Origin of the sequence: Micromonospora psammae (assembly GCF_036902725.1) — a bacterium.
Classification (GTDB): domain Bacteria; phylum Actinomycetota; class Actinomycetes; order Mycobacteriales; family Micromonosporaceae; genus Micromonospora.
In genome coordinates, this window is record NZ_JBAKHM010000013.1 from 25,746 (window position 1) to 44,399 (window position 18,654).

Annotated in this window: 14 protein-coding genes; 12 read left to right on the plus strand and 2 right to left on the minus strand. The window is 71.7% G+C overall.

Annotated features, from left to right (window positions below; all coding sequences use genetic code 11):
• The first annotated feature begins 20 nt into the window (after nucleotides 1–20).
• Nucleotides 21–467: a hypothetical protein gene (locus tag V6U79_RS16940; protein ID WP_334523317.1), complete on the plus strand. Its 447-nt coding sequence runs from the start codon at nucleotides 21–23 to the stop codon at nucleotides 465–467.
• 139 nt (nucleotides 468–606) lie between these two features.
• Here the strand turns inward: V6U79_RS16940 and V6U79_RS16945 are convergent, their stop codons facing one another.
• Nucleotides 607–2,241, minus strand: a complete 1,635-nt coding sequence (locus V6U79_RS16945; protein WP_334523320.1) for a glycoside hydrolase family 13 protein — start codon at nucleotides 2,239–2,241, stop codon at nucleotides 607–609.
• A 704-nt stretch (nucleotides 2,242–2,945) separates the two neighbouring features.
• Entirely contained in the window at nucleotides 2,946–4,034 is a 1,089-nt protein-coding gene (locus V6U79_RS16950) for a LacI family DNA-binding transcriptional regulator (protein WP_334615178.1), read from the minus strand.
• A 198-nt stretch (nucleotides 4,035–4,232) separates the two neighbouring features.
• Between V6U79_RS16950 and V6U79_RS16955 the strand changes: the two genes are divergently transcribed.
• The 11 genes from V6U79_RS16955 (at nucleotide 4,233) to V6U79_RS17005 (ending at nucleotide 18,534) form a co-directional block, all read left to right on the plus strand.
• Nucleotides 4,233–5,483: a sugar ABC transporter substrate-binding protein gene (locus V6U79_RS16955; protein ID WP_334615179.1), complete on the plus strand. Its 1,251-nt coding sequence runs from the start codon at nucleotides 4,233–4,235 to the stop codon at nucleotides 5,481–5,483.
• Entirely contained in the window at nucleotides 5,483–7,123 is a 1,641-nt protein-coding gene (locus V6U79_RS16960) for an ABC transporter permease subunit (RefSeq protein ID WP_334615180.1), read from the plus strand. Before V6U79_RS16955 ends, V6U79_RS16960 begins: the two co-directional genes overlap by 1 nt.
• A complete protein-coding gene (locus tag V6U79_RS16965) occupies nucleotides 7,120–8,019 on the plus strand; it encodes a sugar ABC transporter permease (RefSeq protein WP_334523331.1) in 900 nt (299 codons plus the stop codon). The genes V6U79_RS16960 and V6U79_RS16965 overlap by 4 nt, the downstream gene beginning before the upstream one ends.
• Before the next feature lie 238 nt (nucleotides 8,020–8,257).
• Nucleotides 8,258–10,078 (plus strand): glycoside hydrolase family 13 protein, encoded by a 1,821-nt coding sequence (locus tag V6U79_RS16970; RefSeq protein WP_334615181.1) that lies wholly within the window; start codon nucleotides 8,258–8,260, stop codon nucleotides 10,076–10,078.
• A gap of 118 nt (nucleotides 10,079–10,196) precedes the next feature.
• Nucleotides 10,197–10,538: a hypothetical protein gene (locus tag V6U79_RS16975; RefSeq protein ID WP_334523336.1), complete on the plus strand. Its 342-nt coding sequence runs from the start codon at nucleotides 10,197–10,199 to the stop codon at nucleotides 10,536–10,538.
• A 277-nt stretch (nucleotides 10,539–10,815) separates the two neighbouring features.
• On the plus strand, nucleotides 10,816–11,886 hold the full coding sequence (locus V6U79_RS16980; RefSeq protein WP_334523478.1) for a BMP family lipoprotein: 1,071 nt from the start codon (nucleotides 10,816–10,818) through the stop codon (nucleotides 11,884–11,886).
• A gap of 261 nt (nucleotides 11,887–12,147) precedes the next feature.
• Entirely contained in the window at nucleotides 12,148–13,692 is a 1,545-nt protein-coding gene (locus V6U79_RS16985; protein WP_334615207.1) for an ABC transporter ATP-binding protein, read from the plus strand.
• Nucleotides 13,689–15,044 carry an ABC transporter permease gene (locus V6U79_RS16990; protein WP_334523338.1) on the plus strand — a complete coding sequence of 452 codons (1,356 nt, stop codon included), beginning with the start codon at nucleotides 13,689–13,691 and terminating at the stop codon, nucleotides 15,042–15,044. Before V6U79_RS16985 ends, V6U79_RS16990 begins: the two co-directional genes overlap by 4 nt.
• A gap of 4 nt (nucleotides 15,045–15,048) precedes the next feature.
• Nucleotides 15,049–16,329 (plus strand): ABC transporter permease, encoded by a 1,281-nt coding sequence (locus V6U79_RS16995; protein WP_334615182.1) that lies wholly within the window; start codon nucleotides 15,049–15,051, stop codon nucleotides 16,327–16,329.
• A 165-nt stretch (nucleotides 16,330–16,494) separates the two neighbouring features.
• Nucleotides 16,495–17,202, plus strand: coding sequence for a cytidine deaminase (locus tag V6U79_RS17000; protein ID WP_334523343.1), 708 nt, complete (start codon nucleotides 16,495–16,497; stop codon nucleotides 17,200–17,202).
• Nucleotides 17,203–17,253: 51 nt separating this feature from the next.
• A complete protein-coding gene (locus V6U79_RS17005) occupies nucleotides 17,254–18,534 on the plus strand; it encodes a thymidine phosphorylase (RefSeq protein ID WP_334615183.1) in 1,281 nt (426 codons plus the stop codon).
• Nucleotides 18,535–18,654 lie beyond the last annotated feature (120 nt).

Below are 18,654 nucleotides of genomic sequence, written 5' to 3' on the forward strand. Positions count from 1 at the left end.
CGACCGGCCATGATGATCCGGTGGGGGCACTCGTGACGCTGGACCTGCCGGACGACTCGCCGATGCTCGGCCTGCCGTGGATCATCACGTTCGGCCCGCTCGGCGACCCGGCGGAGTGGGAGCCGGTGGTCTGCGGCCCGTACGAGCGCCCGCACGCGCTGGCCCTGGCCGAGGCGGTGGTGGCCGAGGAGCAGCTGATGGCGGTGGTCGAGCCGCTGGTGCCGGCGCTGTCGGCCGAGGAGGTGCGCGGGGAGATCGCCGCCGCGCAGCTCGCCGCCGCCGACGAGGCGGCCCGGATCGACGAGTCCGACCTCTACGGCGACTTCGAGGACGTGCTCGACGAGGAGCTGGAGCAGGCGGCCGCGCGGACGGAGCAGCCGGTCGCGAAGCAGCCGGCGCCCAGCGAGGAGGAGCTGCGGGCCGGCTTCGAGCGGATCGCGGAGGTGCTGCGGCGCAAGGGCCGCTGACCCGGAACGGACACCGGCGCCCCGGGGCGAACCCCGAGGCGCCGGTGCCACCTCACCCCCCACCACAAGGGGTCGGCAGCCCAGTCGCCCGTCGGCGCGGGGCACAACGGACGACCAGGTCGATGGCGGGTTACCCGGCTCAGGGCCGTTCGAACCACGCGGCACAGTCGACCGGCAGGAGGTGACCGGACCCCTGCTCGGTGAGTTCCTCGCTGGCGACCAGCGGCCGCCCGTACCCCTCGACGCGGGCCGGGGCGCCGCTGATGTTCACCACGCAGGTCAGCGTGGTGTCGCCGCCACTGCGGGTGAAGGCCAGCAGGCCGGGCCCGGCCTCCAGCCAGGTCACCCCGCCGGCCGTGCCGGCCAGCGCCGGGTGCTCGCGGCGGATCCGCAGCGCGGCGCGGTACAGCTCCAGCGTCGAGCCGGCGACGCCGGTCTGCGCGGCCACCGAGAGGGCACGCCAGGTCGCCGGGGCCGGCAGCCAGCTCAGCTCGCTGCCGTGCGGCCCGAAGCCGTACGGGGCCAGCTCGCCGCTCCACGGGATCGGCACCCGGCAACCGTCGCGGCTCTCACCGGTACGCAGGAACGCCGGGTCCTGGCGCAGCTCGTCCGGGAGGTCCAGCACCTCCGGCAGACCCAGCTCCTCGCCCTGGTAGACGTAGGCGCAGCCGGGCAGGGAGAGCATCAGCAGGGCGGCCGCCCGGGCCCGGCGCAGCCCGACCTCGCCGTCGCCGTACCGGGTGACGTGCCGCTGCCGGTCGTGGTTGGAGAGCACCCAGGTGGTCGGAGCGCCGACGATGGTCGACTCGGCCAGCGCGGTGTCGATGACCTTGCGGAACGAGTCGGCCGACCAGGTGGCGTCGAGGAAGTCGAAGCTGAACGCCTGGTGCAGCTCGTCCGGGCCGATGTAGCGGGCCAGCCGCTGCGGGGTCTCGGCCCACGCCTCGGCGACCGCCATCCGGCCGCCCGGGTAGCTGTCCAGGATCGGCCGCCAGGCGCGGTAGATGTCGTGCACCTCGTCCTGGTCGAAGTAGGGCAGCCGACCCTTGCCGAGCAGTTCCACCTGACGCTGGCCGGTGGTCATGGTGCTGAATCCGACGTCCGGCAGTCCCTCGGCCTTGATCATGCCGTGCGCCACGTCGATCCGGAATCCGTCCACGCCCCGGTCGAGCCAGAAGCGGAGGACGTCCTCGAACTCGGCGCGCACCTCGGGGTGCCGCCAGTTCAGGTCGGGCTGGGCCGGGTCGAACAGGTGCAGGTACCACTGGCCGTCCGGCACCCGGGTCCAGGCCGGGCCGCCGAAGATGCTCTCCCAGTCGTTCGGCGGCAGCTCCCCGTGGGCGCCCTTGCCGTCGGCGAAGAGGTAGCGCTCCCGCTCCGGCGAGCCGGGGGCGGCGGCCAGCGCGGCCTGGAACCAGGGGTGCGCGCTGGAGGTGTGGTTCGGCACCAGGTCCACGATGATCCGCAGGCCGAGGTCGTGCGCACCGGCGATCATGGCGTCGAAGTCGGCGAGCGAGCCGAAGAGCGGGTCCACGTCGCGGTAGTCGGCGACGTCGTACCCGGCGTCGACCTGCGGCGACGTGTAGAAGGGGGTCAGCCAGAGCGCATCGACGCCGAGCTCGCGAAGATACGGCAGGCGCTCCCGGATGCCCTGCAGGTCGCCGACGCCGTCACCGTTGGCGTCGGCGAAGCTGCGGACGTAGACCTGGTAGACGACCGCGGAACGCCACCAGTCGTCGTCGGAGGTCAGCGGCGTGGGGGTGGTGGCGGTCATCGGTGACGATCCCCGTTCTGTGGCGCGGGACGGCGGCCTCGCGCGGCGTGGGTGATGGCGCGGGTGTCAGAGCAGAATGACGCCCAAGCGCTGCAAGAGTCAAGCAATCCTTGCGCAAGAAATGACGTCCGTCGCCCTCGGCCAGGATAGCGTGAGGTGCCGGCCCGTCCCACTGCTCGGGACGCCGGTCCTCGGCGGGTGTGCCGGTCGGCGTCCCGGTCAGGTCGAACCCGTCGCCGATCCCTCGGGGCGCCTGCCCGCCGGACGTCCCCTCCCGGGTCGGGGCGGACCCACTGGCGGGGGCACGCCGCCGTCGCCACATGGCGGGACGGTCCGCATCGGCGCGGAGCGCTGTCCGCCCCGACCCCACCCGGCCCGCAACGGCCCTTTGGAGCTGATGACGTCAGCGACTCACCTGGCGAGCCCTTGGGTGAGTCGTTTGCGTCATCAGCTCCAAAGCGTCCGGGCGATGGCCTCGGTCGTCGTCGACGACTGAGCCCGGCCACGCGTCGGTCCGGCCACGCGTCGGTCCGGCCACGCGATGGCCCGGCCACGCGATGGCCCGGCCACGCGCGACGGTCCGGCCGCGCGACGGCCGGGCGACGCGGGCCGGCGCGAAGGCGTTGCCGGGCCCACCGCGTCGCGGCATGGGACGGTCCGGGGCGGACCCGTCCCGACGGCCGCGGGCGGGGTGGCGGGGGCGGTCAGGCGGGGACGGCGAAGGCGGGAGGCTGCGGGCGCTGCCGCTTCTTGCCGCCGGCGACGGGCGTCGCGCCAGCCGCGCGGGCCACCGCGGTGGAGCCCCGGACCACCAGTTCCGGGCGGAACAGGTACTCCGAGTGCGGCGCGGGGTGCCCGTTGATCTCGTCGACCAGGGCGCGCACCGCGGCGACCGCCATCGCGGCCACCGGCTGGCGCATGGTGGTCAGCGGCGGGTCGGTGAAGGCCATCAGCGGGGAGTCGTCGTACCCGACCACGGAGAGGTCGGCGGGGACGGAGAGGCCGCGCTGCCGGGCCGACCTGATCGCGCCGAGCGCCATCAGGTCGGAGCCGCAGACGATCCCGGTGACCCCGCGGTCGAGCAGCCGGCCGGCGGCGGCCTCGCCGCCCTCGACGCCGAAGAGGGAGAGCTCGGCGAGCTCGTCGAGGTCCGACTCGGTCGCGCCGGTCAGCCGGGCCATCGCGGCCCGGAAGCCGCCGACCCGGCGCTGCACCGGCACGAACCGGTCCGGGCCGGTGATGAGGCCGATCCGGCGGTGCCCGAGCGCGACCAGGTGGGCGATGGCGAGCTCGGTGGCCTCACCGTCGTCGCAGGAGACGAAGGGCGCGGCGATCCCGGGCGCGTACCCGTTGATCATGACGATGGGGAGCGGGCGGGCGATCAGTGCCCGGTACCGGTCGTGGTTGGCCGCGGTGTCGGCGTGCAGGCCGGAGACGAAGACGATCCCGGAGACCTGGCGGTCGAGCAGCATCTCGACGTACTCGTCCTCGGTCACCCCGCCGGGGGTCTGCGTGCAGAGCACCGGGGTGAACCCGCTCTGCGCCAGCGTCGACTCGATGACCTGGGCGAACGCCGGGAAGATCGGGTTCTCCAGTTCCGGGACGACCAGGCCGACCAGCCCGGCGCTGCGCTTGCGCAACCGGGCGGGGCGCTCGTAACCGAGCACGTCGAGGGCGGTCAGGACGGCTTGCCGGGTCTCGGGGGCCACTCCGGGGCGGTCGTTGAGCACCCGCGACACCGTGGCCTCGCTGACTTCGGCCTGTTGGGCGATGTCGGACAGTCGAGCGCGCATGGCGGCACTTTAGCTCACGGGCAAGTTCTTGCGTACGGTCCTGCAAGCTCTTCCATTCTCTGCAACCTCTTGCTAACGTCCCCGCAACATGCGAGAGCAGCGGCGCCGTACCCGGGCGCCGGTGGGCAAGAACTTTCAGAGGTTTCCACTGGCGGGCCGCCCTTCCCCCCGCGGGCCGCCATGACGACAGGAGTACCGATGCGCATCCGTACCGCGGGTGTGGTCACCGTTCTCGGTCTGGCGCTCGCCGCCGCCGGCTGCGGTGACAGCGGCAAGGACGAGCCGGCCGCGAAGGAATCCCCCAAGGCCGCCAGCGGCAAGCTCGTCATCTGGGCCGACGACAAGCGCGCCGCGGCCCTCAAGCCCTTCGGCGACAAGTTCGGCCAGGAGAACGGCGTCACCGTCGAGGTGCAGGCCGTCTCCAAGGACCTCCAGACCAACTTCGTCACCGCCTCCCAGCAGGGCAGCGGCCCGGACGTCGTGGTCGGCGCGCACGACTGGATCGGCAACCTGGTGCAGAACGGCGCCATCGACCCGGTCCAGCTCGCCGCCGAGCAGAAGAGCGCCTTCAACGAGACCGCCATCAAGGCCGTCACGTTCAACGGCCAGCTCTACGGCGTTCCCTACGCCATGGAGAACATCGCGCTGATCCGCAACACCGAGCTGGCCCCCGAGGCCCCGAAGACGATCGAGGACCTGGTCGCCTCCGGCAAGAAGCTCAAGGCGGAGAAGAAGGCCAGCGAGATCCTCTGCCTCCAGTCCGGGCAGAACGGCGACGCGTACCACATCTATCCGCTGTACAGCTCGGCCGGCGGCTACCTCTTCGGCACCGCCGCCAATGGCGACTACGACCCGAAGGACCTGGGCGTGGGCAAGCCGGAGTCGATCGCGGCGTTCCAGAAGATCGCGAAGCTCGGTGAGAAGGGCGAGGGTGCGCTGAAACGCTCCATCACCCCCGAGAACTCCATCGCCACCTTCACCGGCAAGAAGTGCGCCTACCTGGTCTCCGGCCCCTGGGCGATCGCCGACGCCAAGAAGGCCGGCATCAAGTACGACATCTCCCCGGTCCCCGGCTTCGCCGGTGGCAAGGACGCCGCGCCCTTCGTCGGCGTGCAGTCCTTCTACGTGGCCGCCAAGGGCAAGAACAAGGCCCTGGCCCAGGAGTTCGTGACCAACTACGTCACCACCCCCGAGCTGGCCGTGGCGCTGTACAACGCCGAGCCGCGCCCGCCGGCGCTGACCGCCGCCTTCGACCAGGTCAAGGGCAGCGACCCGGACCTGGCCAAGTTCTCCGAGGCCGGCAAGAACGGCCAGGTGCTCCCGGCGATCCCGGCCATGGCCGCGATCTGGGACCCGTTCGGCAAGGCGCAGGCCGCCGTCATCGGTGGCGCCGACCCGGCCAAGACGATCACCGGTGCCGGCAAGACGATCTCCGGCCAGATCAAGTAATGAGCACGTCGCTGTCCGGCCCGGGATCTGCCATGCAGAACCCGGGCCGGGAGCCCGCCCGCTCCGGGCTCCCGCGCAAGTCCCGTACCGCGCGGAACCACGCGCCGATCACCCTGACGGGCCTCGTCGTCAAGGTGGTCCTGCTCGGCCTGGTGGCCGGGATCGCGATCTGGGCGGCCTTCCCGCTCATCGAGGCGAAGCTCTGGATCGGCCTGGCCATCCTGGTGGCGACCACCGTCGCCCTGTTCTACCTCTACCTGACTCCCCGGCACATCCCGGCCAAGTACCTGATCCCGGGCACCATCTTCCTGATCGTGTTCCAGGTCTTCCCGGTGCTCTACACCGCCAGCACCGCCTTCACGAACTTCGGCGACGGTCACCGCGGCGAGAAGTCCGACGCCATCGTCGCCATCCAGAGCTCGTCGGTGAAGCAGGTACCCGGCTCCACCCAGTACCCCCTCTCCGTCGCCACCAAGGGCGACCCGGCCACCGGGCCGCTGGTCTTCCTGGTCACCGACCCGAAGACCGGCGCGGTCTCGGTCGGCGACACCGAGGGGCTCAGGGCGCTCGACCCCGGTCAGGTCACCGTGGCGACGGGCGGCAAGGTCACCGCCGCCGAGGGCTACACCATCCTGAACTTCGGCCAGGCCAGCGCCCGCAGCAAGGACATCACCGAGCTGGTGGTGCCGACCTCCGGCGGCGCGCTGCGCTCCGCCGGCCTGTCCCGCGCCTACGAGGGGACGGCGGTCCGCGCGTACGACGAGGGCTGCGACTGCATCAGGGACAGCGAGAGCGGCAGAACCTGGACCGCCGACGAGTCGGTCGGCTCCTTCGTCGCCGCCGACGGCGAGCGGCTCGCGCAGGGCTGGAAGGTCAACGTCGGGCTGGAGAACTTCAGCCGGGTGCTGACCGACCCGAACATCTCCGGCCCGTTCTTCGGCACGCTGGTCTGGAACTTCGCCTTCGCGATCGGCTCGACCGGCTTCACGTTCCTGCTCGGCATGGCCATCGCGCTGGCCCTGCACTCGCCCCGGATGCGCGGCACCAACCTCTACCGGGTGCTGCTGATCCTCCCGTACGCCATGCCGTCGTTCGCGATGCTGCTGGTCTGGCGGGACATGTTCAACACCGACTTCGGCCTGATCAACAACCTGTTCGGGCTGGGCGTCGACTGGTTCGGCGAGACCTGGTCCGCCCGGATCGCGGTGCTGCTGGTGCAGCTCTGGCTCGGCTACCCGTACATGTTCCTGGTCGCCACCGGCGCGCTCCAGGCCATCCCGCGGGAGCTGACCGAGGCCACCTCGGTCGACGGCGCGAGCTCCTTCCAGTCGTTCAAGGCGGTCACCCTGCCGCTGCTGCTGGTGGCCATCTCGCCGCTGCTGATCGCCTCGTTCGCCTACAACTTCAACAACATCAACGCGATCTGGTTCACCACCGAGGGCGGGCCGTTCCCCGCGGACAACCCGCGCAGCGGCGCCACCGACCTGCTGATCACGTACACCTACCGGCTGGCCTTCGGCGCGCAGGGCGCCGAGTACGGCACGGCCGCCACCGTCTCGATCTTCATCTTCGCGATCGTGGCCGTCGTGTCCGCGGTCAGCTTCTCGCGCACCCGCAAGCAGGAGGAGGTGTACTCATGACCACCCACGCCGAGGCGCCCGTCGCCAACCGCGCCGCGCCGGGCAGGTCGAAGGGCCGCTGGTTCACCCAGGTCGGCTGGCGGCACCTGGTCGGGGTGCTCGCGGTGGCGTTCAGCCTCTTCCCGATCCTGTTCGTCATCTCCGCCGCGCTCAACCCGCTGGGCACCCTCTCCTCCACCGAGCTGCTGCCGACCGGCGCGTCGCTGGAGAACTTCACCAACCTGTTCTCCCGGACGGCGTTCGGTCACTGGTTCCTGAACTCGCTGCTGCTCGCCGGAGTGGCCAGCTTCGCGTCGATCTTCCTGTCGGCGCTGGCCGCGTACGCGTTCTCCCGGATGCGGTTCGCCGGCCGCCGGGTCGGCCTGCTCTCGCTGCTGCTGATCCAGATGTTCCCGCAGTTCCTGGCCATCGTGGCGATCTTCCTGATCTTCACCACGGTCACCGACCTGTGGCCGTCGCTCGGCTTCAACACCCCGTGGGGCCTGTTCCTGCTCTACATGGGTGGCGCGCTGGGGGCGAACACCTGGCTGATGAAGGGCTTCTTCGACACGCTGCCGAAGGAGCTCGACGAGTCGGCCACCATGGACGGCGCGTCGCACGCCCAGGTCTTCTTCCGGATCATGCTGCCGCTGGTGGCGCCGATCCTGGCGGTGACCGGGCTGCTCGCCTTCATCGGCTCGATCAACGAGTTCATCCTCGCCAACGTGTTCCTCACCAACACCGACTCGAAGACCCTCGCGGTCGGCATGTTCGGCCTGGTCGCCGGGGAGCGCAACAACAACTTCGGAATGTTCGCGGCGGGCACCCTGCTCACCGCGATCCCCACGGTGCTGGTGTTCCAACTGCTCCAGCGCTACATCGTCTCCGGCCTCACCGCCGGCGCCGTCAAAGGGTGAATCGGATAGGTGGCCGCTCTTCGCGCGACACGGGCTGAGTGGTCCGGGTTCGTGCGGGGGCTGGGGCGACGGGCCCGGGTCCGGGCGGGGGAGGCGCCGTTTGCGGTGTGTCGGGGTGTCCTCGGGCGGGGAAGCCGCGACACGCCGCAAACGGGGTGAGGGCGTAGGGACGACGTACGCGGGAGCGGTCGCGGGCCCCATCTCTCCCGTTTCGACGTACGGAAAGGGTTGTTCTGTCATGTCCCTGTTGCCGCACCACGACGGATCGGCCACCTACGTCCCGGAGCAGGAGCCGTCGCTCGGGCAGCAGGTGCCGGTCTTCGTCCGGGTGCCCGAGGGTGCCGACGTGCGCCAGGTGCACCTTCGGACCACCGGGGACGGTGAGCCGCGCTTCGCCGAGGCGACCGTGGACCGCACCGAGGGCGGCGAGGTCTGGTGGCGAGCCGACGTCGAGGTGCGCAACCCGGTCAGCAACTACCGTTTCCTGCTCTCCGGGACCAGGGGTCACCACTGGCTCAACGCCGCTGGCGTGGTCGACCACGACGTGCCCGACAACGGCGACTTCAAGCTGGTCAGCTACGCCCCGCCGCCGGCCTGGGCCCGGGACGCGGTGATCTACCAGATCTTCCCGGACCGGTTCGCCCGCTCCGCCGCCGCCGACGGCCGCGCCGCCCCCGACTGGGCCATCCCGTGCGACTGGGACACCCCGGTGATCGGCAGCGGCCCGGAGACGCCGCGCCAGTTCTACGGCGGTGACCTGGACGGCGTCACCGAGCGGCTGGACCACCTGGACCGCGTCGGCGTCAACACCGTCTACCTCACCCCGATCTTCCCGGCCCGCTCCAACCACCGGTACGACGCGGCCAGCTTCGACACGGTCGACCCGCTGCTCGGCGGGGACGCCGCGCTGGCCCGGCTGGCCGACGCGGTCCACGCCCGGGGCTGGCGGCTGCTCGGCGACATCACCAGCAACCACACCGGTGACGCGCACGAGTGGTTCACCACCGCCGCCTCGGACGTGCGCGCCGCCGAGCGCGAGCTGTACTACTTCGACGAGATCACCGGCGAGTACGAGTCCTGGAACGGGGTCAAGTCGCTGCCGAAGCTCAACTGGGGCAGCGCCGAGCTGCGCCGCCGTTTCGCCACGGCCGACGACTCGCTGCTGCGCCGCTGGCTGCGCCCGCCGTACGGGCTGGACGGCTGGCGGGTCGACGTGGCCAACATGACCGGCCGGCGCGGCGCGGACGCGTACACCCACGAGGTGGCGCGGCTGCTGCGCGAGGTGGTCGCCGACACCCGCCCCGACGGGCTGCTGCTCGCCGAGCACGGCCACGACCACACCGGCGACCTGGACCGCGACGGCTGGCACGGGACGATGAACTACGTCGGCTTCACCGACCCGGTCTGGTCCTGGCTGCGGCACGGCGACGACCCGCTGCCGAACTTCCTGGGCACTCCCGGCGGGGTGCTCCGGCGGGACGCCGGCGCGGTGCTGGCCACCATGGACATTTACCGCTCGCTGATCTCCTGGCGGTCGTACGTGCACTCCTGGCAGCTGCTCAGTTCGCACGACTCGGCCCGGATCCGGACCGTGGTCGGTGACGCGGCCCGGCAGGAGGTCGCCGCGGGCCTGCTCGCCACCATGCCGGGCACCCCGGTCGTCTTCGCCGGGGACGAACTGGGGCTGACCGGCGCCAACGGCGAGGGCTCGCGGACCCCGATGCCGTGGCACCGGCCGGAGAGCTGGGACCGGCGGACCTTCGCCGCGTACCGGGCGCTGCTCGCGCTGCGCCGGGCCGAGCCGGCGCTGCGCCACGGCGGGCTGCGCCGGGTGCACGCCGACCCGGACACCCTGGTCTTCCTGCGCGAGGCCCCCACCGGCACCGTGCTGGTGCTGGCCCGCCGGGCGGCCGGCACCCCGGTCCGGCTGACCGGGCTGCCGGCGGGGGAAAACACGTACGGCGGCGCCCCGGCGCTGCGCCCCGACCGCGACGGCACCGTCACCCTCCCGGCCGACGGCCCCACCTTCCAGGTGTGGCGCCTCGCCGGACGCGCGTAGGGGCCGCCCTGGTGTGGTGCGGCCAGGCCGCCCGGCGAGCGGCGCGGAGATCACGGAATGAGCTCGCCCGGCGGGCCCCCCTACTACAAACTGTCGTTGATAGGGGAGGATGGCCGGCGTGGAAGCTCTCCGACTGGTACTTCTGTACGTCCATCTGATCGGGTTCGCGCTGCTGCTCGGCGGCGCGATCGCCCAGTACGTCAGCGGTCGGCTGCGGATCAACGCGGCCATGCTCTGGGGCTCGGTGATCGGGCTGCTGACCGGCATCGGCCTCTCCGCGCCGCTGCGCGACGGCGACGAGCCGGCACCCGCGAAACTTGTTACCAAGTTGGTGCTCGCCCTGCTGATCTTTGTCATGGTGTTCTTCTCCCGCAAGCGGGAGTCCGTCAACCGGGGGCACTTCCTCGCGCTCGTCGGGTTGACCCTGGTCAACGCCGCCGTGGCGATCTTCTGGCGGTGACGTCGAGGGCTCGTCGGGGAGGCGGTGAACCGGACCTTCCCGACACCCGGTGGTTCGCCTCCCAGCACTCAGAGTGATCTGCCCCACCCCAGGGTTACGCCGGGATAACAGGCGTTCAACAGTCGTGCACGATTGGCGGCCGGTGGGTGGGCGCGGGCGTACGCTCCCGTCCGTAACGTGGGAAGCCGGCAGCACAGCGCTCGTCGGTACAAGGGCATGCCACCGCACGAGGCGCGGTGTGCAGTGGGAAGGAGACGTCTTGCGCTCTGTGCGTGGGATGCGGATCGCCTCCGCCTTCGCGGTGGGTGGGCTCGTGCTGGGCGCCGCCGCGTGTGGCGAGGCTCCCGAGGACGACAACAACGCCGGCGGCACCGGTGGCAAGAAGTACAGCGCCTGCATGGTGACCGACGTCGGTGGCATCGACGACAAGTCCTTCAACACCTCCGCCTGGAAGGGCCTCCAGGAGGCGCAGAAGGCGAACAAGGACATCGACATCAAGTACGTCGCGTCCAAGGCCGAGGCGGACTACGAGGTCAACCTGACCGGGTACGTCAACCAGAAGTGCGACTTCATCCTGGCCGTCGGTGGCCTGATGCAGGACGCCACCAAGAAGATCGCCGCGGCCAACCCGAACCAGCAGTTCGGCATCGTGGACGCGAACCCGGGCGTCGCCAACGTCTACCCGATGCAGTTCGACACCGCCCAGGCCGCCTTCCAGGCCGGTTACCTGGCCGCCGGGATGAGCAAGACCGGCAAGGTCGGCACCTACGGTGGCCTGCCGATCCCGCCGGTCACCATCTTCATGGACGGCTTCGCCGACGGCGTGGCGCACTACAACAAGACCAAGAGCAAGAACGTCCAGGTGCTGGGTTGGAACAAGGAGACCCAGAAGGGTTCCTTCACCAACGACTTCCAGAAGCAGGACGAGGGCAAGAAGGTCTCCGACGCGCTGGTCGCCCAGGGCGCGGACATCGTCATGCCGGTCGCCGGCGGTGCGGGCCTCGGCACCACGGGCGCGGCCAAGGCCTCCGGCGGCAAGTACTCGGTCGTCTGGGTCGACGTCGACGGCTGCGAGAGCACCCCGGACTGCTCGGCGCTGCTGACCACCGTGGTGAAGAACATCCCGGACGCCGTCAAGGACGCCGTGCTCAAGGCCGCCGGTGGCGAGAAGCTCCAGGCCACCCCGGGCTTCGTCGGCAACCTGGCCAACAACGGCGTCTCGATCGCCCCGTACCACGAGTTCGAGAGCAAGGTCCCGGCCGACCTCAAGGCCGAGGTCGAGAAGCTCAAGGCGGACATCGCCGCCGGCACCATCACGGTCACCTCGAAGGCCCAGCCGACCAAGTGACCAACCGCCCCGGCGCCACGGTGAGACCATTCACGGGGGCCGGCGGGCACCAGGCATGACGATCGGCCGCCTCGGCGTACGTGGGGACAACCCGCGACCGCCGGGGCGGCCGATCCGCTCCATCCCCCAGGCCGGCCGTCCCGGGCGGCCGGGCCCACCGGCAGCTACGCTGCACCATCGCTCGCACTCCAGGAGGTTGCGCTGAGACTCGAACTGCGCGGCATCACCAAGCGGTTCGGTGATCTGGTCGCCAACGATCACATCGACCTGACGGTGGAGCCTGGAGAGATCCACGCCCTGCTCGGCGAGAACGGTGCCGGCAAGTCGACCCTGATGAACGTGCTCTACGGGCTCTACCAGCCCGACGAGGGCGAGATCCTGGTCGACGACAAGCCGCTGAAGCTGAAGGGCCCGTCGGACGCGATCGCGGCCGGGATCGGCATGGTGCACCAGCACTTCATGCTGGTGCCGGTCTTCACGGTCGCCGAGAACATCATGCTCGGTGCGGAGCAGGTCAAGGGGGGCCTGGCCGGCTTCCTCGACCGTCGCCGCGCCCGCCGCGAGGTGACCGAGGTCTCCGAGCGGTACAACCTCCGGGTCGACCCGGACGCGGTGATCGAGGACCTGCCGGTCGGCATCCAGCAGCGGGTGGAGATCGTCAAGGCGCTCACCCGCGACGTCGACCTGCTGATCCTGGACGAGCCGACCGCCGTGCTCACCCCGCAGGAGACCGAGGAACTGCTCACGGTCATGCGGGCGCTGAAGGCCGCCGGCAAGTCGATCGTGTTCATCACCCACAAGCTCGGCGAGGTCAAGGCCATCGCCGACCGGATCACCGTGATCCGGCGCGGGAAGACCGTCGGCACCGCCTCGCCGACCGCGAGCCGGGACGAGCTGGCGGCCCTGATGGTGGGCCGCAGTGTCCGGCTCACCGTCGACAAGCAGCCGGCCACCCCGGGTCGGCCGATGCTGGAGGTCAGTGGCCTCGTCGTCGACGACGACCGGCAGGTCCGGGCGGTCGACGGCGTCGACCTGACCGTGCACGCCGGCGAGGTGCTCGGCGTCGCGGGTGTGCAGGGCAACGGCCAGACCGAGCTGATCGAGGCGATCATGGGCCTGCGCCCCGCGCTCGCCGGCAGCATCAGCCTCGACGGCGACCAGATCCACGGCTGGTCCACCAAGAAGGTGCTCCGCGCCGGGGTCGGCTACGTCCCCGAGGACCGCAGCGTCGACGGCCTGGTCAAGGAGTTCTCCGTGGCCGAGAACCTGGTCCTCGACATCTACGACCGGCCGCCCTTCGGCAAGGGTCTGTCGCTCAAGCCGGACGCGATCGCGAAGTCGGCGAAGGAGCGGATCGAGCAGTTCGACGTGCGTACCCCGTCGGCCGACGCGGCGGTGGGCACCCTCTCCGGCGGCAACCAGCAGAAGGTGATCGTGGCCCGGGAGCTTTCCCGGCCGCTGAAGCTCTTCATCGCCGCCCAGCCGACCCGCGGCGTCGACGTCGGCTCGATCGAGTTCATCCACAGCCGGGTCATCCGGGAGCGGGACGTCGGTACCGCCGTCATGGTCGTCTCCAGCGAACTGGACGAGGTGCTCGGCCTGGCCGACCGGATCGCGGTGATGTACCGCGGCCGGATCATCGGCATCGTCGGCCCGGACACCCCCCGCGAGGAGATCGGCCTGCTGATGGCCGGCATCACCCCCGACGCCGCCGAAGGCGCAGCGACCCCCGGTGCCACCGCGGCGCCCGGCGACGGCCCGGCGGCTGCGGCCCCCGAGGGCCCTGGTAGCGAGGACGAGGCATGAGCAACCCCAACCCCGGGTCGGGCTCCCCGGAAAAGGAGCCGGCGACCAAGGCGCAGGAGGCGCGGCGCGAGGCACGGGCGAACCCGACCGTGCCAGCCGGCGACAGCGGGCGCGCGGTGCCCGCCACCGCGACGACCCGCCCGGCGGCCGAGCCCCGGCCGTCGCTCGGCCGGCTCTTCCTGGACAACCTCTGGGCCGCCAACACGGTCACCGTGACGGTGCTCGCGCTGCTGCTGGCGATGGTGATCGGCGCGATCCTGATCATCGTGTCGGACCCGGAGGTGCTGGCCACCTACAGCTACATCACCGCGCGGCCGGCCGACGCGATCAACGCCAGCTGGGCGGTGGTCAGCGAGGCGTACGCGAACCTGTTCAAGGGCGCGGTCTTCGACCCCGAGGCGGTCGGCTTCACCGCGGCGCTCAGCCCGATCTCGGAGACGCTCACGTACACCGCGCCGCTGGTCTTCACCGGCCTGTCGGTGGCGCTGGCCTTCCGGGGCGGCCTGTTCAACATCGGCGCCCAGGGCCAGGCGACCATGGGCGTCATCCTGGCCGCGGTCGCCGGCTTCGCCCTGCCGCTGCCGCCGGCGCTGCACCTGCTCGTCGCGCTGCTCGCCGGTGCGATCGGCGGTGCCATCTGGGGCTTCATCCCGGGCATCCTCAAGGCGCGCACCGGCGCCCACGAGGTGATCAACACGATCATGCTCAACTACATCGCGGTCTACTTCCTGTCCTGGATCATCATCCAGAACGGGGTGCAGAACCCGGGCCGCGCCGACGCGATCAGCAAGCCCGTCGACGCCTCGGCCCAGCTGCCCCGGCTGCTCGGCGCCGACCTGCGGGTGCACGGCGGCATCCTGCTCGCCGTGCTGGCCACCTGGTTCGTCGCCTGGCTGCTCAACCGCTCCACGCTCGGCTTCGAGCTGCGCGCGGTGGGCGCCAACCCGGACGCCGCGCGGACCGCCGGCATCAGCGTCACCCGGACGTATGTGCTGATCATGGTGATCGCCGGCCTGCTCGCCGGGCTCGGCGGCGCGAACCAGGTGCTGGGCACGACCGCGGACGCGCTCACCCCGCAGGTGGTCGCGCAGATCGGCTTCGACGGCATCCTGGTCGCCCTGCTCGGCCGGGTAAAGCCGTGGGGCGTGCTGCTGGCGGCGCTGCTCTTCGGCGCGCTCCAGGCCGGCGGCAACCGGATGCAGTCGTACGCGGGGATCTCGCTGGAGCTGGTCACCGTGCTCCAGGCGCTGATCGTCATCTTCATCGCCGCACCGGCCCTGGTGAAGGCGATCTTCCAGCTCCGGGCCGCCCGTGCCGCCCGGTTGCAGACGAGCCTGGCGAAGGGCTGGTAAGGCAATGTCCACCACCGCTGTCCCCGACGTCGCCGTGGCCACGGTCGACGAGGGATTCTGGACGCGCAACCGCAAGATCGGCGCGGTCCTGCTGGCGCTGGGCGTGCTCGCCACCGTGCTCTTCGGGGCGCTCGCCACCGACCAGCAGGCCCGGTTCACCCTCAGCGAGACCGAGGGCGGCGCGGCGCTGGAGATCAACGGCACGGTCGGCGCGATCCTGTTCGGCGTCGTCGCCGCCGCGGCCGGGGGCGCCCTGCTGGCGGGCGTGCCGAAGCGCTGGTTCACCCTGGTGCTCGGCGTGGGCCTGGTCGGCTTCGTGCTGAGCTTCCTTTGCTGGCAGGTCTCCGCCGCCCCCGAGGGGCGCAACTTCATGCCGCTGGTCAACGTCGTCCGCGGCACCTTCATCCTCGCCCTGCCGCTGATCTTCGGGGCCCTGGCCGGCGTGCTTTGCGAGCGCTCCGGCGTGGTCAACGTGGCGATCGAGGGGCAGTTGCTGATGGGCGCCTTCAGCGGCGCGCTCTTCGGCAGCATCTTCAACAGCGTCTGGGTGGGGCTGGTCGCCGCCGCGATCGGCGGCGCGTTCATCTCGCTGCTGCTGGCGGTCTTCGCCATCCGCTACCTGGTCGACCAGGTGGTCATGGGCATCGTGCTGAACCTGCTGGCGGTCGGCGTCACCGGCTTCCTCTACGAGCGGCTGATGCAGACCAACGCCGAGAACTACAACAGCGCGCCCCGGTTCTCCAACTGGGAGATCCCGCTGCTCCGGGACATCCCGCTGATCGGGCCGGCGCTGTTCCGCGGCAACATCTTCCTCTACCTCGGCCTGCTGCTGGTGCTGGTGCTCCACATCGCGCTCTTCCGTACCCGGTGGGGCCTGCGGACCCGCTCGGTCGGCGAGCACCCGACCGCGGCGGACACCCTCGGCGTCAAGGTGCTGCGGCTGCGCTACCGCAACGTGCTGCTGGCCGGGGTGGTCGCCGGCATCGGTGGCGCCTCCTACACCCTGGCGCTCTACACCTTCACCAAGAACATGATCGGCGGTAAGGGCTTCATCGCCCTGGCCGCGCTGATCTTCGGCCGGTGGAGCCCGACCGGCGCGCTGCTGGCGGCGCTCTTCTTCGGCTTCGCCGACCAGCTCGCCACCTACCTCGGCGCGATCGGCAGCAGCATCCCGAGCCAGTTCCTGGCGATGCTGCCGTACCTGGCGACGATCCTGGCGGTGGCCGGGCTGGTCGGCAGGGTCCGGGCGCCGGCGGCGGACGGCAAGCCGTACATCAAGGGCTGAGTGCGCTGACGGTCCGTGCCCGGTGGGGATTTCCCCGCCGGGCACGGTCCTTTCCGGCCACCGGCCGGCCCGGACCCGCCCAGGGCCGCCGCCGGCCGGGTGTCGACCGCCACCGGAGGTCACCCTTCCCGCGCCCGACCGGGGCGGGTTCGGCAGAATGATGGGATGACCGAGATCGACTGGGAGCGGCTGCGGGCCGCCGCCACCGAGGTGATGCGGCACGCCTACGTGCCCTACTCGAAGTTCCCGGTCGGCGCCGCCGCGCTGGTCGACGACGGCCGGGTCGTGGTCGGCTGCAACGTGGAGAACGCCGCCTACGGCGTCACCCTCTGCGCCGAGTGCGGCGTGGTCTCCTCGCTGCACGCCACCGGCGGCGGCCGGCTGGTCGCCATGTCGTGCGTCGACGCCACCGGTGAACCGCTGATGCCGTGCGGGCGCTGCCGGCAGCTGCTCTGGGAGAACGGTGGCCCGGAGTGCCTGGTCGAGGCGAAGGGCGGGCCGCTGCGGATGGCGGAGCTGCTGCCGCACGCCTTCGACGTGGCCGACATCGAGGCAGTGGTCGCGCAGGCCCCGGTGCCGGTGGTGCCGGACCGCCTCGCCGCCTGGCGGGGCCGCGGCACCGTCTTCGTGCATCCCGACCTCTCCGCCGGCCGGCAGGTGTGGACGGCGTACTGGGAGCGGTCGGCCGGGGACGACGCGGGCGCCGAGACCGGGGTGCTGGAGGAGGGCCCGAGCTGGGGCGACTCGGCCGAGGCGATCGCCTGGGGCCACGCGCGGACGCCCCGGGTGGTGGTGGTCGACGCCACGGGCACCATCTTCTGGGCCGGTGAGGGCGAGCCGCCGATGGAGATCCCGGCCCGCTGGCAGGGCTGAGCCCTCCGGGGTCAGCGGATCAGCTTCACCACGAGACAGAGGAACTCGACGATGAGTGCGTTCACGGCGGTCGACGTCATCCGGATCAAGCGGGACGGAGGTGTGCTGAGCGACGCCCAGATCGACTGGGTGGTCGACGCGTACACCCGGGGGCTGGTCGCCGACGAGCAGATGTCGGCGCTGGCCATGGCGATCCTGCTGCGCGGGATGACCGCGCCGGAGATCGCCCGGTGGACCGCCGCGATGATCGCCAGCGGCGAGCGGCTGGACCTCTCCCCGGTCACCCGGCCGACCGTCGACAAGCACTCGACCGGCGGCGTCGGTGACAAGATCACTCTGCCGCTCACCCCGTTGGTGGCGGCCTGCGGGGGCGCGGTCCCGCAGCTCTCCGGCCGTGGCCTCGGCCACACCGGCGGCACCCTGGACAAGCTGGAGTCGATCCCCGGCTGGCGGGCCGCGCTGAGCAACGACGAGTTCATCTCGCAGCTGCGCGAGGTGGGCGCGGTGATCTGCGCGGCGGGGGCGGGGCTGGCCCCGGCCGACCGCAAGCTGTACGCGCTGCGCGACGTCACCGGCACCGTCGAGGCGATCCCGCTGATCGCCAGCTCGATCATGAGCAAGAAGATCGCCGAGGGGACCGGCGCGCTGGTGCTGGACGTCAAGGTCGGCTCCGGGGCCTTCATGAAGTCCGTCGACGACGCCCGTGAGCTGGCCCGGACGATGGTGGAGCTGGGCGGCGCGCACGGCGTGCGGACCGTGGCCCTGCTGACCGACATGTCCACCCCGCTCGGCCTGACCGTCGGCAACGCGGTCGAGGTGACCGAGTCGGTGGAGGTGCTGGCCGGCGGCGGTCCCGCCGACGTGGTGGAGCTGACCCTGGCACTGGCCCGGGAGATGCTCGACGCGGCCGGCCTGCCCGACGCCGATCCCGCCGCCGCGCTGCGCGACGGGCGGGCCATGGACTCCTGGCGCACCATGATCCGGGCGCAGGGCGGCGACCCGGACGCCCCGATGCCGACCGCCAACGAGGTGGAGGTGGTCCGCGCCGACGCCGACGGCTTCGTCTCCTCGATCGACGCGTACGCCATCGGGGTGGCCGCCTGGCGGCTCGGCGCCGGACGGGCCCGCAAGGAGGACCCGGTCAGCGTCGCCGCCGGTGTGGTGCTGCACAAGCGTCCCGGCGATCCGGTGCGGGCCGGCGACCCCCTCTTCGAGCTGCGCGCCGACCAGGCGGCCCGGATCCCGGCGGCGCGGGCCGAGGCCGAGCGGGCGGTCCGGATCGCTTCGGCCGCGCCCGTGGTGGCGCCGCTGGTCATCGAGCGGATCGGCTGAACGGGCGACCGCCGGCGGCCGGTCGGACCGGGGCGGCGGGGCGGCATGGTGCCGGCCCCCGGGGAGGGCTATCCTGCCTGCCCAGGGGGACAGACCGGCGTCGTGACGCCGTGAGCAGAC

Coding starts and splice junctions, on each gene's coding strand:
- V6U79_RS16970 (WP_334615181.1), top strand. CDS start 8,258: ATGTCCCTGTTGCCGCACCACGACGGATCGGCCACCTACGTCCCGGAG.
- V6U79_RS16995 (WP_334615182.1), top strand. CDS start 15,049: ATGTCCACCACCGCTGTCCCCGACGTCGCCGTGGCCACGGTCGACGAG.
- V6U79_RS17000 (WP_334523343.1), top strand. CDS start 16,495: ATGACCGAGATCGACTGGGAGCGGCTGCGGGCCGCCGCCACCGAGGTG.
- V6U79_RS16965 (WP_334523331.1), top strand. CDS start 7,120: ATGACCACCCACGCCGAGGCGCCCGTCGCCAACCGCGCCGCGCCGGGC.
- V6U79_RS16980 (WP_334523478.1), top strand. CDS start 10,816: ATGCGGATCGCCTCCGCCTTCGCGGTGGGTGGGCTCGTGCTGGGCGCC.
- V6U79_RS16955 (WP_334615179.1), top strand. CDS start 4,233: ATGCGCATCCGTACCGCGGGTGTGGTCACCGTTCTCGGTCTGGCGCTC.
- V6U79_RS16990 (WP_334523338.1), top strand. CDS start 13,689: ATGAGCAACCCCAACCCCGGGTCGGGCTCCCCGGAAAAGGAGCCGGCG.
- V6U79_RS16950 (WP_334615178.1), bottom strand. CDS start 4,034: ATGCGCGCTCGACTGTCCGACATCGCCCAACAGGCCGAAGTCAGCGAG.
- V6U79_RS16960 (WP_334615180.1), top strand. CDS start 5,483: ATGAGCACGTCGCTGTCCGGCCCGGGATCTGCCATGCAGAACCCGGGC.
- V6U79_RS16945 (WP_334523320.1), bottom strand. CDS start 2,241: ATGACCGCCACCACCCCCACGCCGCTGACCTCCGACGACGACTGGTGG.
- V6U79_RS17005 (WP_334615183.1), top strand. CDS start 17,254: ATGAGTGCGTTCACGGCGGTCGACGTCATCCGGATCAAGCGGGACGGA.